The 13,796-nt window shown below is 63.7% G+C and carries 16 protein-coding genes; 3 read left to right on the top strand and 13 right to left on the bottom strand.

What is annotated here, in order from left to right; genetic code table 11:
* Position 1 precedes the first annotated feature (1 nt).
* Together QTI04_RS12505 and QTI04_RS12510 are read left to right on the top strand one after the other, a co-directional pair.
* Positions 2–1,090, top strand: a complete 1,089-nt coding sequence (locus QTI04_RS12505) for a tartrate dehydrogenase (protein ID WP_286615959.1) — start codon at positions 2–4, stop codon at positions 1,088–1,090.
* A gap of 38 nt (positions 1,091–1,128) precedes the next feature.
* Positions 1,129–2,607: an NAD-dependent succinate-semialdehyde dehydrogenase gene (locus QTI04_RS12510; protein WP_286615960.1), complete on the top strand. Its 1,479-nt coding sequence runs from the start codon at positions 1,129–1,131 to the stop codon at positions 2,605–2,607.
* 331 nt (positions 2,608–2,938) lie between these two features.
* Here QTI04_RS12510 and QTI04_RS12515 read toward each other — a convergent pair whose 3' ends face one another.
* The 4 genes from QTI04_RS12515 to QTI04_RS12530 all read right to left on the bottom strand — a co-directional run bounded on the left by QTI04_RS12515 (position 2,939) and on the right by QTI04_RS12530 (position 6,824).
* Complete coding sequence (locus tag QTI04_RS12515) at positions 2,939–4,453, bottom strand: FAD-dependent oxidoreductase (protein ID WP_286615961.1); 1,515 nt, start codon at positions 4,451–4,453, stop codon at positions 2,939–2,941.
* 412 nt (positions 4,454–4,865) lie between these two features.
* Positions 4,866–5,888, bottom strand: a complete 1,023-nt coding sequence (locus tag QTI04_RS12520) for an alpha/beta fold hydrolase (RefSeq protein ID WP_286616120.1) — start codon at positions 5,886–5,888, stop codon at positions 4,866–4,868.
* A gap of 68 nt (positions 5,889–5,956) precedes the next feature.
* On the bottom strand, positions 5,957–6,334 hold the full coding sequence (locus QTI04_RS12525) for a helicase SNF2 (protein WP_286615962.1): 378 nt from the start codon (positions 6,332–6,334) through the stop codon (positions 5,957–5,959).
* A 166-nt stretch (positions 6,335–6,500) separates the two neighbouring features.
* Positions 6,501–6,824, bottom strand: coding sequence for a hypothetical protein (locus QTI04_RS12530; RefSeq protein ID WP_286603062.1), 324 nt, complete (start codon positions 6,822–6,824; stop codon positions 6,501–6,503).
* Positions 6,825–7,179: 355 nt separating this feature from the next.
* Here QTI04_RS12530 and QTI04_RS12535 point away from each other — a divergent pair, with 355 nt between their 5' ends.
* On the top strand, positions 7,180–7,410 hold the full coding sequence (locus tag QTI04_RS12535) for a hypothetical protein (protein ID WP_286615963.1): 231 nt from the start codon (positions 7,180–7,182) through the stop codon (positions 7,408–7,410).
* A gap of 42 nt (positions 7,411–7,452) precedes the next feature.
* Here QTI04_RS12535 and QTI04_RS12540 read toward each other — a convergent pair whose 3' ends face one another.
* The 9 genes from QTI04_RS12540 to QTI04_RS12580 form a co-directional block, all read right to left on the bottom strand.
* A complete protein-coding gene (locus QTI04_RS12540; protein ID WP_286615964.1) occupies positions 7,453–7,968 on the bottom strand; it encodes an antitoxin Xre/MbcA/ParS toxin-binding domain-containing protein in 516 nt (171 codons plus the stop codon).
* A gap of 202 nt (positions 7,969–8,170) precedes the next feature.
* Complete coding sequence (locus QTI04_RS12545) at positions 8,171–8,764, bottom strand: acyloxyacyl hydrolase (RefSeq protein WP_286615965.1); 594 nt, start codon at positions 8,762–8,764, stop codon at positions 8,171–8,173.
* A 371-nt stretch (positions 8,765–9,135) separates the two neighbouring features.
* Positions 9,136–9,807: a LuxR C-terminal-related transcriptional regulator gene (locus tag QTI04_RS12550; protein WP_286615966.1), complete on the bottom strand. Its 672-nt coding sequence runs from the start codon at positions 9,805–9,807 to the stop codon at positions 9,136–9,138.
* Between the two features lie 14 nt (positions 9,808–9,821).
* The gene (locus QTI04_RS12555) at positions 9,822–10,316 is read right to left on the bottom strand and encodes an Ohr family peroxiredoxin (RefSeq protein WP_286603056.1); all 495 of its coding nucleotides are present in this window, start codon (positions 10,314–10,316) and stop codon (positions 9,822–9,824) included.
* Positions 10,317–10,450: 134 nt separating this feature from the next.
* Positions 10,451–11,206, bottom strand: coding sequence for an SDR family oxidoreductase (locus QTI04_RS12560; RefSeq protein ID WP_286615967.1), 756 nt, complete (start codon positions 11,204–11,206; stop codon positions 10,451–10,453).
* Between the two features lie 27 nt (positions 11,207–11,233).
* The gene (locus tag QTI04_RS12565) at positions 11,234–11,713 is read right to left on the bottom strand and encodes a carboxymuconolactone decarboxylase family protein (protein WP_286603052.1); all 480 of its coding nucleotides are present in this window, start codon (positions 11,711–11,713) and stop codon (positions 11,234–11,236) included.
* Between the two features lie 178 nt (positions 11,714–11,891).
* On the bottom strand, positions 11,892–12,899 hold the full coding sequence (locus QTI04_RS12570; protein ID WP_286615968.1) for a bestrophin family protein: 1,008 nt from the start codon (positions 12,897–12,899) through the stop codon (positions 11,892–11,894).
* A gap of 12 nt (positions 12,900–12,911) precedes the next feature.
* Positions 12,912–13,544, bottom strand: coding sequence for a peroxiredoxin-like family protein (locus tag QTI04_RS12575; RefSeq protein ID WP_286615969.1), 633 nt, complete (start codon positions 13,542–13,544; stop codon positions 12,912–12,914).
* Positions 13,541–13,765, bottom strand: a complete 225-nt coding sequence (locus QTI04_RS12580) for a hypothetical protein (protein WP_286615970.1) — start codon at positions 13,763–13,765, stop codon at positions 13,541–13,543. Before QTI04_RS12580 ends, QTI04_RS12575 begins: the two co-directional genes overlap by 4 nt.
* Positions 13,766–13,796: the final 31 nt, after the last annotated feature.

Below are 13,796 nucleotides of genomic sequence, written 5' to 3' on the forward strand. Positions count from 1 at the left end.
AATGACGCCCACCTTCCGCATCGCGCTGATCGCCGGCGACGGCATCGGCAAGGAAGTGATGCCCGAAGGCCTGCGCGTGGTGCAGGCCGCAGCGGCGCGCTTCGGCTTCGAGCTCGAGTGCCGCACCATCGACTGGGCCAGCTGCGACTACTACGCTGCGCACGGCCAGATGATGCCCGACGACTGGAAGGCGCAGCTTCAGGGCGTCGACGCGCTGTATTTCGGCGCCGTCGGTTGGCCCGAGACCGTGCCGGATCACGTCTCGTTGTGGGGGTCGCTCCTGAAGTTCCGCCGGGAGTTCGACCAGTACATCAACCTGCGCCCGGTGCGCCTGTTCGAAGGCGTGCCCTGCCCGCTGGCCGGTCGCCAGCCCGGCGACATCGACTATCTCGTGGTGCGCGAGAACACCGAGGGCGAATACACAGCGCTCGGCGGCGTGATGTACGAAGGCACCGAGCGCGAGATCGTGATCCAGGAATCGGTGTTCTCGCGTCACGGCACCGACCGCGTGCTGAAGTACGCCTACGAGCTCGCCCAGGCGCGCAAGAGAAGACACCTGACGGTGGCCACCAAGAGCAACGGCATTGCGATCAGCATGCCTTGGTGGGACGGGCGCGCCGACGCGATCGGCCAGGACTACCCCGACGTGAAGGTCGACAAGCAGCACATCGACATCCTGTCGGCGCGTTTCGTGCTGCAGCCCACGCGCTTCGACGTGGTGGTGGCGAGCAACCTGTTCGGCGACATCCTCTCCGACCTCGGGCCCGCGACCACCGGCACCATCGGACTCGCGCCATCGGCCAACCTCAACCCCGAGCGCAAGTTCCCGTCGCTGTTCGAGCCTGTGCACGGCTCGGCGCCGGACATCTACGGCCAGAACATCGCCAATCCCATCGCCATGATCTGGTCGGGCGCACTGATGCTGGACTTCCTCACGCAGGGCCAGGGCGCCGGGCGCGCTGCGCACGACGCGATCCTGGGCGCGATCGAGGCGGTGCTGCGCGAAGGGCCGCGCACGCGCGACCTCGGCGGCACGGCCTCAACCACCGAACTGGGTATCGCGATCGCCGAGCGGGTCATGGCCTCCTGATGCCTCCTTTGCCCAACGCCACCAAGATTGCGCCGACCATGACACTCACCCTCGAACGCCAGGACCTGATGCCGGGTCGCCAACTCATCGGCGGCGAATGGCGCGATGCGAGCGATTCCCGCCGCCTCGACGTGATCGATCCCGCCACCGACATCGTGTTTGCCAGCGTGCCGGACGGCACCGCGGCCGACGCACGGGCAGCGGTCGATGCTGCGCATGCCGCCTTCCCGGTCTGGCGCGCCGTGCCGGCCAAGGAGCGGGCGCGGATCCTGAAGCGCTGGAACGACCTCATGCTCGCGCACCAAGAGGACTTGGGTCGCCTCGTCTCACGCGAGCAGGGCAAGCCACTGACCGAAGGGCGTGGCGAGGTGGCCTACGCGGCCAGCTACGTCGAGTGGTTCGCCGAGGAAGCCACGCGTGCCAACGGCGACGTGATTCCAGCGCCCGTGCCGGGCCGTCGGATGATGGCACTGAAGGAGCCGGTGGGCGTGGTCGCTGCGATCACGCCGTGGAACTTCCCGGCTGCCATGATCGCCCGCAAGATCGCCCCGGCGCTCGCGGCAGGCTGCACCGTAGTGTGCAAGCCGGCCGAAGACACGCCGCTCACTTCCCTAGCCCTCGTGAGCCTGGCCCAGGAGGCCGGCGTGCCGCCGGGCGTGCTGAACATTGTCACGGCCTCGCGTGAACGCACGCCCGAGGTGGTGGACGTGTGGCTGGCCGACGTGCGCGTTCGCAAGGTCACGTTCACGGGCTCCACGCCCGTGGGCAAGCATCTCGCCCGCGCTTCGGCCGACACGCTGAAAAAGCTGTCGCTCGAGCTCGGCGGCAACGCGCCTTTCATCGTGTTCGACGATGCGGATGTCGATGCCGCAGTGGAGGGCTTGATGGTGGCCAAGTTCCGCAATGGCGGCCAGACCTGCGTCTGCCCGAACCGGGTCTTCGTGCAGGCCCGGGTGCATGACGCATTCGTCGACAAGCTGGCCGCGCGGGTCGGCGCGCTGAAGGTGGGTCCGGCCACCGAGCCTGATTCGCAGATCGGCCCGATGATCAACGCGCGTGCAGTCGACAAAATCGAGCGCCACGTGAGCGATGCCGTCGCCAGGGGCGCGAGCATCGTGGTCGGCGGCAAGCGCCTGCGCTCTGCGCGCTGCGACGGCCCGCATTACTACGCCCCCACCGTCCTGGTGAACGCCGACGCAACGATGGAATGCAGTTGCGAGGAGACCTTCGGGCCGGTGGTCCCCGTCACGCGCTTCGACAGCGAGGCAGAGGTCGTTGCCGCAGCCAACGACACGCCCTTCGGGTTGGCGGCGTACTTCTATTCGACCGACGTGCGGCGCATCTCGCGCGTGACGGATGCGCTGGAGTCGGGCATCGTCGGCGTCAATGAAGGCGCCCTCGCCGCCGAGGCCGCGCCCTTCGGTGGCGTCAAGGAGTCGGGCTATGGCCGCGAGGGGTCGGTGCACGGCTTGGACGACTACATGCACACCAAATACGTGTGCCAAGGCGGTCTCTGAACCCGGGACTGTCGGAGATCCTTGGATAAGCTGCGGTCTCGCCTTCGGCTCGGTCGCCTCGCTGCTTCGCAGCGAAAGCGGTCTTCCGACCCGGCCGATGCGGATGACTGCAAATGGCGGAAGACCTCGATGTGGTCATTGATCGCGGCGCAATGCAGGGCGGTCCGCCGCTGATCGTTGGTTGTTGTGTGGTCGTAGCCGGCGGCCTGCAGCTTGCGCACGATCGCCAAGCTGTCCCCCACCGCGCAGCGCTCTTGGTTCCACATCCGTCGCTACGCGCCGGCCGCTTCCATGACGCTCTTCACATCGGCTCTGGTCCGATCGCAGCGGGCTAGCCGGGAGCCACAGAGGTCTCGAGCTCACGCTCCGCACGCAGGCTGGCCAGGTCACGACCGATTGTCACGACGGCGAGCTCACGGTCGCCTTGACGGTAGGCCACACTGCAGTCGCGTGCCGACAGCGATCCGTCAATCTCGATCGCGTCCCAGCGTTCGGCATGACCCACGTACTGGATGGCAACGTCGTAGTGCTGGCTCCAGAAGAATGGGCTGATGTCAAAAGGTTGGCGCCGCCCAAGCATGTTCAGCGCGGCGACCTGGCCCTGTCGCTGCGCAAGCGCCCAGTGTTCGACGCGAATGCGCTCACCTGAATGCGAATCGGGCCAGCGCGCAATGTCGCCGGCTGCGAAGATGCCCGGCGCGCTGGTCTGCAGGTATGCGTCGACGCTGACGCCCCGGTCGACCGCAAGCCCGGCTTGCTCGGCCAGCACGATCGATGGTCGCACGCCGACACCCGCGACGATCAGGTCGGCCTCGATCACAGTGCCGTCGGCCAGGCTGGCGCGCTTGCCGTCCACGCGCGTCACCGTCGTGCTCAGATGAAAGGTCACGCCGTGTGACGCATGCAACTCGCGCACAAACTCACCGACCTCCGGACCGAGCACGCGCAACATCGGCACGGCGTCAGGGGCCACGACATGCACTTCAAGGCCTCGACCACGCAGCGATGCCGCGACCTCGAGGCCGATGAAGCTCGCCCCGATCACGAGCGCCGAGTGGGCCGACGCTGCCCGCGTAACGATTGCGCGGCTGTCGGCGAAGTTGCGCAGGCTCAGCACCTGGCCCGCTGCTGCGCCGGGCACGGCCAACTGCACTGCGTCGGCACCGGTAGCGAGGAGCAGCGCGCCGAAGGTGAGCCCTTGGCCTCCGGCCACGCGCACCTGGCGTGCGGCCACGTCAATCGCCTCGACACGTGTGTTCAGCCGCAGGTCGATGCGCTGTTCCCGGTACCACTCGTCCGGCTTCAGCGGCATCCAGTCGGCCTCCGCCGTGCCTGCAAGGAAATCCTTCGACAGGTTGGGCCGGTCATAAGGCGGGTCGACGTCGGCGCTGAGCATCGTGAGGCGGCCTTCGTAGCCTTCCCGCCGCAACTTTTCGGCCGCAGCCAAGCCGGCCCCGCCGCCACCGACGATGACCACATTGTCCAACGGCGCGTTGCTGCGCGAACGCGGGGCAGCAACGATTCGCTCGCGGGCGAACACCCGTCCGCCGACCTGCTCAGTGCGCCAGGTGGGCAGGTCGTCGAGTGCCGGGGCGCACAGTGCCGAGCCATCGCGGATGTCGAACTGCGAGTGATGCATCGGGCAATGCAGCACGTGTCCGCAGATCAGGCCGTCGGCGAGCGCCGCGTGATAGTGCGTGCACTGCGCGCCGATCGCGTAGAACGCATCGCCCTGGCGCAGCAGAAGAGCGTCGTCGCCGTCGATCTGCCCGGACAGCATCGCGCCGTCGGCGATGTGTTCGAGCGGAACGCCTGCTTTCAGATCGAGTGGGGTGGAGTCTGTCATGGTTTTGTGTGCGCGCAATGGTCCAGTCGTCAAATGCCTCGAAGCTATGCGGTAGTACTAGCCAGAGGCTCAGATTCAGAAGGCAACCCGCTGTTTCACAATGTCGCTACGCATTCCCGCGTACAGCGCGCGGCCATCCGCATTCATCGATGCGGAGGACTTGGGTGGTGGCTTACGGTGCTTGCGAACAAAAGCATCGTAGGCAACCACGCTGGCCGACGCAAGACACGCGCGGGGGTCCACCGTGTTGCCGGGCGAACACCAATCGCACGCGGCCTAGCCGACCCATGGACTTTGCCATTGCCAGAGCAGAATGCAGCTCGGCAGAGCGAGCACCAATCCCAACATATCCCTAGAGGGCCTGCACCGCGACCTGCCGGTGCTGCATTCGGGTAGCGTCCAAACTTCAGGCTCACAGCCGAGTCACATCCACGACGGCGGCTGCGAGGGCATCGGGTGCCTCCTGAGGCAGGTTGTGCCCTATCCCACCGCCGATAAGCCGGTGCGCGTAGGGTCCCGAGAACTTCTTGGCGTAGCTGCTGGGCTCGGGGTGCGGCGCACCGTTGGCGTCCCCTTCGAGCGTGATCGTCGGCACACGGATGACCGGAGCCTGGGCCAGGAGCAATTCAAAATCGTCGTACCTCGCTTCGCCTTCCGCTAGGCCAAGCCTCCAGCGATAGTTGTGGATCACAATGGCCACGTGATCCGGATTGTCGAGGGCAGCCGCACTGCGTTCAAACGTGGCGACGTCAAAGGCCCATTTCGGCGACGCTGTCTGCCAGATCAGCCGGGCGAACTCTTTGCGGTTCTTCTCATAGCCCAAACGCCCCCGTTCGGTGGCGAAGTAGTACTGGTACCACCATTGCTGTTCAGCTTGGGGCAACAGGGGAATCTCGCCAATCTTCTGGCTGCCGATCAGATAGCCGCTGACGGAGACCAACGCATTGACGCGCTGCGGCCAGAGTGCCGCCATGATGCACGCCGTGCGCGCCCCCCAGTCGCAGCCCGCAACCACGGCCTTCTCGATCTTCAGCGCATCCAGTAGGTCGACGATGTCGAGCGCGATCGCGCTTTGCTGACCGTTGCGGGGCGTCTTGTCCGAGATGAACCGAGTGCCACCGTATCCTCGCAGATGTGGAACGATCACCCGATGGCCAGCCGCTGCCAGCATCGGGGCGACGTCTGCGTACGTATGGATGTCATAGGGCCAGCCGTGCAACAGGATCACCGGCGCTCCGTTTGCCGGGCCGAGTTCGGCGTACTCGACACGTAGCACGCCTGCGTCAACGCTTCTGAGCGCCTTGAGTTGCTTCAAGGGTGATGCCCTGGAAATTGTGGATTGAGCGAAGGCAGCCCCGCCATTGAGTTGTGTCGCCACGCCGAGTGCCGCAGCGCCCAGGAATGAACGTCGCGGCAGGGATGGCCTGTCTGACATGCGGAACTCGTCGCGACGCTGAAGGATCGAGTGTGCCGGCGCGCCCGGCAAGGTGGTCAGCGGCGTTCTCACTGGGTGCTCTCAATCACGCACCGTGCCGCGGTGGCACCCGCTTCGGCGCGAACGGCCTGGCGGTCTAGAGAAGTGCCAGTGACGCGAGCGACGCCGGCGCCCTCACCATACGGGTTGCCCGCACGCGTCGCACCCAGAGCCAGAGACCGCACCGTCTCCTTGTCGGCTTGACCGCGGAACGCTGGCGCGACACCTGAATGAGCCCCCTCTCGGAAGGGATCAGCTGCGTGGGCCGCGGCAAGCGCTTGGCTGCGCACTTCGTCGCGGTCTGCGTTCGATTTGAATTTCAGTACTCCCTGGTACTGCTCGGCGCTCGCACTCATCGCGCAGAGGGAGGAAAGCGCGGTCGCGCCAATGACGAAAGAGAGTTTCATGGCAGGTTCCTTCAGAGGATCGACAAATGGGAAATGGAAAAGGCCGCAGCGCGCGTGGGATGCATTCGAGCACCAGCGAGATCATCTGTTCGGCTGCGCACGGCCCCGGGGGCGGGCGTGTGTATGCACCGAAAGTCGACAAGAAGATCGTCCGGCAACACGCTCATCACCGGGAAGGTATCGAGGATTCCAAATAGCTTGCGGCCTCATCGCGGTCATAGAACCGCCCGTTCAATGTGAAGCCGGACTGCACCGAATCTTTCACAGAGATGACCCCACCAGCCGCGGATCTCGAGACGACCAGTTCGTCGGGCAATCCACCAATCATGTGAATGGGGGCCAGCCGGCCATCTGCGAAGCGCGACGGATAGACATGGCCCGTCTCTGTGTTTCGGAACGCTGGTCGAAATCCGTAGCACCTGTTGTCGGCGCTGACACCTCCACATCCCTGATAGGCCATGTTCTCTTCCTTAAGAATCAACTGATTCATTTGTTCACCTCGTGGTCAATCTCGGACTGGGCCGCACTCTTTTCAGAACTCTCAGAAGAAGCAATGAACTGAGGCAATGCTAGGAATTCAATGCGCTTGTCGGTAGATCTCTCTCTCGCAACTTGGTGTATCCCGGTGGGCACCAACGCAAAAGCGTCCATAGGGATTGGTGTTGGACCTTCAACACCGTGATCCCCTGCACATCTCTACCGCGCTTCCCGACACGCCCCTACGCTTTGAGCACGCAACGGCATGGCGACGACAAGAGCAGATTTGCTTACCCAAGCAATTGCGGATCACATCTGCCCGAGTACCACCGAAGGCAGCCGCTTCAATCAACTGGTGACTACGAATCATGACCAAGATCTTTGCGTCCGCATTGCTTTCGATCCTCGCTGCTATGACGGTGCTCTACGCTATGCAGCCAGTAGACGCTGCCGTTCGGGCTCCGGCTTCAGTCGACCGGATCACAGATCCCTTCGCCTCCACAATGAATTTGACAATGCCGCCGCCACAGGAGCCGTACGACGCCACACCGATCACTCCGGTCGAAACCGTTGGAGCTGCAGCCTACGAGCCCTTCTAAACAGATCGCCCCCCGTGCCAGGCGAGTACTGCGGGAGGATGCTCAACCCCTCGCGGCAAATCGGTCGGCGCGCGCGGCGTCGAGGACTGCATCAAGATGCGTATCCATCCGTTCGAGGGGGATGCGGTCCCCAAGCCATGCATTCGGGGCAACGAACCATTGCGTGGCCGACCAGCCGTCGAAGACTCCTGACAGCTCGGCCAACACACGCCGCGTCTCGGTTCTCGCTCCAAGACCTCTTCGTTCAAGCTGAAACGCTGGCACCCAAACGGATTGATTCCATTCGAAGCACAGGATCTCTCCCGAAGCGATCGAGCGCGAGAGGCTCGCGTGGTCACCGGTACCACGTCCGGACTGCAGTTGGGCCAAGTCATGCCAGCGCAAGAGACCGCCCGTCGCTCGATAGGCGTCAAGCAGCGCGATGAATGCGACATCGCGCTGAGACTCTTGCACTCGTTCGACAAAGCTGCAGCGTAGTGGGTGCCCAACGGGGCCCGTTGGCGCGCCGTTGCGAACCCCGTTGGAAACTTTCTCAAGGCTGACACTGAGTTTGACCATCGATTGCCCCTTCGGAAGCATCACCGACCGTGGTTGACAACGTCGAACAACCAAAGCAGCCTGCTCAGGTATGTCGGCCTGATGCGCACGGCGCACCCCGTAGGACGCGCGCGCACGAGCGGCGCCGGCCGCGATGAAGGTCGCTTTGGCACAGGGGGCGAAGTGGGCATGGACAGGTTAGACATGGCCTATTTCCTTCGCCTCAGAATCTGTACGCGTAGCGCAGTTGCACGAAGTTCTCGCCAGGATTCGGATGCTTGATGCCAGCGTTCGAGAAATGCTGCAGGCGCAGCGTCACCTCTTGCTCACCCGCCGCACCGAATTGCCAGCCTAAGGCCAGGTGGTCGCCGAAATTGAACTCCGTACTGAATCGCCGCGACCCGTTGCCATAGATCGGGAAAATCCAGTTGGCTCCGATGCCTGCCTCGAAAAAGAAATGACTCCAGCCCCGCGGTCGCAGCCGGATCACCGGCGTAACGCCAACCTGCGTCACTTCATGGCGCCCGGACCACGCCGCGCCCCTCGAGATGCGCCAACGTCCCAGCGAAAAGTCCAGGTACCCCTCCCAAAGTCCCCAATCGTTCTCATGGCGCCACGGCAAGTCCCATGTGACGCCGATCGTTGCCGATGCGACGTCATCTCCTGCGCCAGCCTGCACGTAGGCCGAGTTGAGATTGCGCAGCAATGCCTCACCGGCATTGGCGGATCCGGACAGCGCCACCGCGCTCAGGAGAATCGATTGAACAGCGCGACCCCGCCAAGTAGCGCGGATCAAAGATGGCAGGCACGATTGCATGAAGCCCCTCTTGTTGGATGAAGCGACGATCAAGATGGAGGCATCCCAACGACGAAGTCGTCCGACGCCTGCGCCGCAATGCATCCAATGCTAGGCACCGGCTTCTCTGCTCGGAAGACTTCCTTGGGGTACTACGGTGTTGTCGAAAAGGCATCAACAATGCGACTGCCTTTGAAGGAAGACACTGAGCTCTCTCCTGAGCGAGAGCGAGTTTCTGCGGGCATGACTCACCTTGAGCAGAGAGCGCTTCTGAGCAAATGAACGTCGCGGAATACCGTCATGGACGGAGCGGATGGTTCGGCGCCGATCGGGCGCCCTCAAATCCCGAACATCTGGGATTTGACTGTCCTCAGTGCCTTCGCACGGCCCGGTTACAGCAGGCCGTCGCGTTGGCTGCGCATCGAAGCACGCGGGCCGGCACTGGACATCGGTGGCCGCTCCTCCGTGAGCAAGCCCCGACGACGCGCTTCCCGCAATGCGGCAGTCCGCGTCGGCTCTCCGAGCTTCCCCAGAATGGCTTTCACATGGCTCTTGACCGTGCCCTCGCCGATGCCCAGGTGGCGACCGATGTCCTTGTTGTTCAATCCGCGGGCAATGAGATGTAGAACCTCCAGCTCGCGGCCCGTCGGCACGACAAAAGTCAGACTATCCAGCAGTTGCTCCGCCACCGAATCGGAAAGGTACCTGCGGCCCACCGCGACGCAGCGCACCGCTTCCGAGAGTTCATCGGCCGTGCAGTCCTGCAGCACGTAGCCGCGGATTCCCGCATCCACGGCCCGGCGAATCTGCAATCCCGCGTTCTGGTCAGTGACGATCAGCGACGAACTCGCGGTACTCCGGCGACTTCGAACGGTCGCGGTCGCACCATGCAGGCCTGTCGCGTAGTCGGTCACGAGGACGTCGGCAGCGGACGCGTCGGTCTCACCCATTTGCACCGCAAAGTCCGCGCGAGAGCGAAGCAGCGCGGCGATGCCGGCGGCGACATAGGTGTCGCGATGCGTGACTGCCACGCTGATCTTCGAGGCTCCGGCCTGAGCGGTCATTTCGGCTCCAATCTCTACGTCGCCAGTGCGACGATGCTGTTGAATCCGTTCCTTGCCATCTTTGCATAGGGACAGAATCGTTCGGTGCTGCGCACCAGCTCTTCAGCGATGCCCTTCTCGACGCCTGGCAAGGAAATACGAACGTCAGCCGAGAGAGCGAAGAGTCCATCGACCGGATCCCGCCCGAGTGCGACAGAGACCTGAACGCTCGAGCCGCGAAGCGCGATACCGCTCCTGGCTGCAAGCAAGTTGAGCGCGCCGTGAAAGCACGCGGCGAACGCCGCTGCAAACAGCTGCTCGGGATTCGTTCCGCCGCCTTCGCCGCCGAGCTCAGGCGGAAGCCGCAACTGCACGTCGAGGTTTCCATCCTCGGCGCGCACGATACCCGAGGCACGCGCGTGTTCTGCCTCTCCGCCGCTGGCCGTGACCTTCGTCGAATAGAGCGCGAGGAAGTTCGGCCCCTGGTACTTGTTCAGCAGCGTCACCGGCGGGGGTTGCAGCTTGGACACGTTGAGCGGCTCCGCCGCAACTCCTTGAGTTGGCGGCCCCTGACGCGAAGCCCGCTTCGACGGTCCTCGCGACGCAGGAGACGCCGGGTCTGGGCACATCGTTTTCGTGACCGGTTGCGGCGGAGGCGCTGGCATCAGCGAGGCGCCTTGGGCAGCGCGAACCAGGCGTCGAAGTTGAGCGCACCGATGCGCGGGTTGGCGCCCGGCACGAGCGTATCGTCCTTGAGCTCCGCTCCGAAGTAACGCGCATGCACGTCCGGCACCACGGTGCGCGAGTCGCTCGAAGCCTTGAGAAAGCGTTGAACGAGCTCGGACAGGCGCACACGCTCCGGACCCGCGATCTCGACCACCGCGTTGAGCGGCGAGCCCAAGGTGTAGTCGGCCACCGCCGCTGCGACATCGTCCGACGCAATCGGCTGCACGAAGGCCGGCGAAAGATGGACGGTGTCACCTTCCGCGCCGGATTGCGCGATAGAACCCAAGAACTCGAAGAACTGGGTTGAGTGGACGATGGTGTAGGGCATCTTCGATTCGCGGATGAGCCTCTCTTGCTCGATCTTGGCGCGGAAGTAGCCGCTTTCGGTCAGCCGGGCCGTGCCGACCACCGACAGCGCCACATGGTGCTTGACGCCGGCCTTGGCCTCGGCGGCCAGCAGGTTGCGACCCGAGGTCTGAAAGAAGTCGAAGACGGCCTTGTCTTCAAACGACGGGGAGTTCGCCACGTCCAGCACCACCTGGGTGCCGACGAGCGCGGCGTCGAGGCCCTCGCCCGTGATCGTGTTGATGCCCGAAGCGGGCGAAGCCGCAATGACCTCGTGCCCACGGGCACGCAACCTGTTGACGACCTTTGAGCCGATGAGCCCGGAGCCACCGATGACAACGATTTTCATGATCGCTTTCCTTCGCGAGTGAATGAATCAGGAGAGCTTGGCCTTGTCCAGCCCGAAGACCTTGTCGGAAGCGCCGGGCACACTCTTGAAGCCGATGTTCAGACGACTCCACGCATTGGTGGACATCACCAGGAAGGTGAGGTCGGAAATTTCCTTTTCCGACAGTTGCGTGCGCACACGGTCGTAGATGTCGTCGGGCACGCCTTGCTCAGGCAGCTTGGTCAGCACCTCGGTCCACGCCAGTGCCGCGCGCTCACGCGGAATGAACAGCGCCGAGTCGCGCCATGCCGCGAGATGGTAGAGCCGCAGTTCGCGCTCCCCGTGGATCTTCGCCTGCTTGACGTGCATGTCCAGGCAGAAGGCGCAGCCGTTGAGTTGGGATGTTCGGATGGACACGAGATCGCGAATCGGCTCTTCGATGGAGCTCTCCTTGATGGCGTTGAGAAACTCGACGAACTTCTTGAACAGTTCGGGAGACTGCTCGACGTAGTTGACGCGTTGGGTCATGACAGATTCCTTTGAAGAGGCGGCAGATGCCTTGGCTCAGAGCGGCTGAGCAGCCCGTTTTGCGAAGATCGCGAAGAAGCGCCTTGATCGTAGGTTTGGGGCTTCGCCCGCGGTAGCCATGCACACGAGCGCACCATGTTGAGCGCCACGCACCAATCGAGCGGCCCAGCGAGCCCGCTCAAAGAATGATGTCGTTCGTCGGCTCCGGCAGTGCGGGCAGATCGGCATCACCGATGATTTCCTTCAACTCGCGCTCGATCATCTTGGCAATCTGCGTGATCGGCACGTCGTTGGCGCTGCCTTCGAAGGGGTTCTCCGTGCTCTCGCCCACCTGCTCCAGCGACGTGTACATCCACGAGATGGTTGCGCTGAACGGGATGACGAGCCAAACCATGCTGCCCTGCATGAAGCCCGCGATGCCTTCGTTGAGCTTGTCAAACTCTTTGAGCAGGCCGAACGGGAGCAGCGCGCAGAAGGCCCATACGAAGATCGTGTTGATGATTGCGTACTGCCGCGGGTACGGGAAGTTCTTGAGGCGCTCCGCGCGTCCCTGTTGTTCGATGAACTCTTTGAGAATCTTGTTCAGCTCGATGTAGGAAGTGAGCGATATGCCATCCTCGTCCAGCAGTCGCCTGAGCGCGCGCGCCTGAAGCCAGAGCACTTGGGTGGCCTTGTTGCTGACCTTCAGGATCTGGCGCTGCTCCTCCTCCGACAGGTACTTGCACAGCTCCTCGTCGATGGACTTCTCACGTTCGGGAATGCGATAGGCGCGGCGATACTCGGCATGCGAGGCCTTTTCCATCGACTCCCACACCCTGGGCGTCCTGAGTTCGTAGCGCAGGCAGGTCAGCCATGCCGCATGCCGCTCGACGAGGTCGCGGGTGTCGGCAGGCTTGGCCACGAAGCCACGGACGCAGATGCCCCAGAACCTGCTGCTGTTGAGGATGGAAGTCCACACCTGCTGCGCGTCGGCCGTGCGGTTGTAGGTCTGGACGTTCTTGAAACCGACGATGAACGATGCTGCCGTTCCGAGAAGTCCGACCACGGTCAGCGGAATCGTGAGCCATCGCAGGCCGAGTACCTGGTAGAGGATCACGGGGATGCCGCCTACCGCAAGCAGCACGTAGATCTGGCGCCGCGTCCAGACGAGAAACTCGGAAATTCTGTAGGTCTTGCCCAGGTGCATGATGGATGTTCGCTAGGCGTGAAGCGCCAGTTCCTCGATGGCTGCGATGACATCGAGCGGTTCGGCGCGTTGACGGGCGTCCTCCTCGATCAGGGCGAACCGGATGCAACCGGTGCGGTCAACCACGAATGTCGACGGAACGGGAAGCACCCACAGCCCGTTGCCGTTCAACACCGGTATGTCGGTTCCGACTGAGCCATAGAAGTCCACCAGATCCGGATGGAGGGTGAACGCAATACCGAAGCCGTTTGCCGCTTCCAGGGAAGAGTCGCTCAAGACCGTGAACGAGAGCTCATTGTTCTCGGCGGTACTCAGCGAGTTGTCGGGTGTCTGCGGCGAAATCGCCAGCAGCGTGGCGCCCAGCCGCGCCAACTCGCTCTCCTGCTGGCGCCATGCGCGCAACTGCCAGTTGCAGTAGGTGCACCATCCGCCGCGATAGAAAACGATCACCAGTGGCCCCTTGCGCCAAAGCTTGGAAAGGCGCACCGGATTGCCGAACGCGTCAGGCAGGACCACATCGGGTGCGGGATCCCCGGCGCGCTTGGCGCGCGCCGCGATCCCTGTCGCATCGAAGACGTCGTCCGCACCATCGGTCAGAGCACCCGAGGCGACGGAACCGCGTCCGTAGAGGTCGGCACGCGTCATGGCAAGCTCCCGTCAGCGCTCGCTTCGCCTGCATCGAGCGATGACGCATGCGGCGCGCCGTGCGCCTGGCCGAACGCATCGCAGAATGCACGTATCGCACCTCCAGGCGTTTCCTGCAGCGCCTCCGAGGCAGCAAGCACGGAACTGGCCGCGATCGTCATGACGATCGCAATGCTGCCCGCGATGCCTTGGAGCCGGCGCGCCCGTTCAGATGTTTTCATGAATGGTCCTCCTGGATCGCATACCTCGGGA

This window comes from Variovorax sp. J22R115 (genome assembly GCF_030317005.1).
Taxonomy (GTDB): domain Bacteria; phylum Pseudomonadota; class Gammaproteobacteria; order Burkholderiales; family Burkholderiaceae_C; genus Variovorax.

What these genes read in the sequence shown, in the direction of transcription:
- QTI04_RS12550 (WP_286615966.1), bottom strand. Translation starts at nt 9,807, where the DNA reads ATGACCGCTCAGGCCGGAGCCTCGAAGATCAGCGTGGCAGTCACGCAT.
- QTI04_RS12580 (WP_286615970.1), bottom strand. Translation starts at nt 13,765, where the DNA reads ATGAAAACATCTGAACGGGCGCGCCGGCTCCAAGGCATCGCGGGCAGC.
- QTI04_RS12535 (WP_286615963.1), top strand. Translation starts at nt 7,180, where the DNA reads ATGACCAAGATCTTTGCGTCCGCATTGCTTTCGATCCTCGCTGCTATG.
- QTI04_RS12515 (WP_286615961.1), bottom strand. Translation starts at nt 4,453, where the DNA reads ATGACAGACTCCACCCCACTCGATCTGAAAGCAGGCGTTCCGCTCGAA.
- QTI04_RS12520 (WP_286616120.1), bottom strand. Translation starts at nt 5,888, where the DNA reads ATGTCAGACAGGCCATCCCTGCCGCGACGTTCATTCCTGGGCGCTGCG.
- QTI04_RS12510 (WP_286615960.1), top strand. Translation starts at nt 1,129, where the DNA reads ATGACACTCACCCTCGAACGCCAGGACCTGATGCCGGGTCGCCAACTC.
- QTI04_RS12545 (WP_286615965.1), bottom strand. Translation starts at nt 8,764, where the DNA reads ATGCAATCGTGCCTGCCATCTTTGATCCGCGCTACTTGGCGGGGTCGC.
- QTI04_RS12560 (WP_286615967.1), bottom strand. Translation starts at nt 11,206, where the DNA reads ATGAAAATCGTTGTCATCGGTGGCTCCGGGCTCATCGGCTCAAAGGTC.
- QTI04_RS12525 (WP_286615962.1), bottom strand. Translation starts at nt 6,334, where the DNA reads ATGAAACTCTCTTTCGTCATTGGCGCGACCGCGCTTTCCTCCCTCTGC.
- QTI04_RS12505 (WP_286615959.1), top strand. Translation starts at nt 2, where the DNA reads ATGACGCCCACCTTCCGCATCGCGCTGATCGCCGGCGACGGCATCGGC.
- QTI04_RS12530 (WP_286603062.1), bottom strand. Translation starts at nt 6,824, where the DNA reads ATGAATCAGTTGATTCTTAAGGAAGAGAACATGGCCTATCAGGGATGT.
- QTI04_RS12540 (WP_286615964.1), bottom strand. Translation starts at nt 7,968, where the DNA reads ATGGTCAAACTCAGTGTCAGCCTTGAGAAAGTTTCCAACGGGGTTCGC.
- QTI04_RS12565 (WP_286603052.1), bottom strand. Translation starts at nt 11,713, where the DNA reads ATGACCCAACGCGTCAACTACGTCGAGCAGTCTCCCGAACTGTTCAAG.
- QTI04_RS12575 (WP_286615969.1), bottom strand. Translation starts at nt 13,544, where the DNA reads ATGACGCGTGCCGACCTCTACGGACGCGGTTCCGTCGCCTCGGGTGCT.
- QTI04_RS12570 (WP_286615968.1), bottom strand. Translation starts at nt 12,899, where the DNA reads ATGCACCTGGGCAAGACCTACAGAATTTCCGAGTTTCTCGTCTGGACG.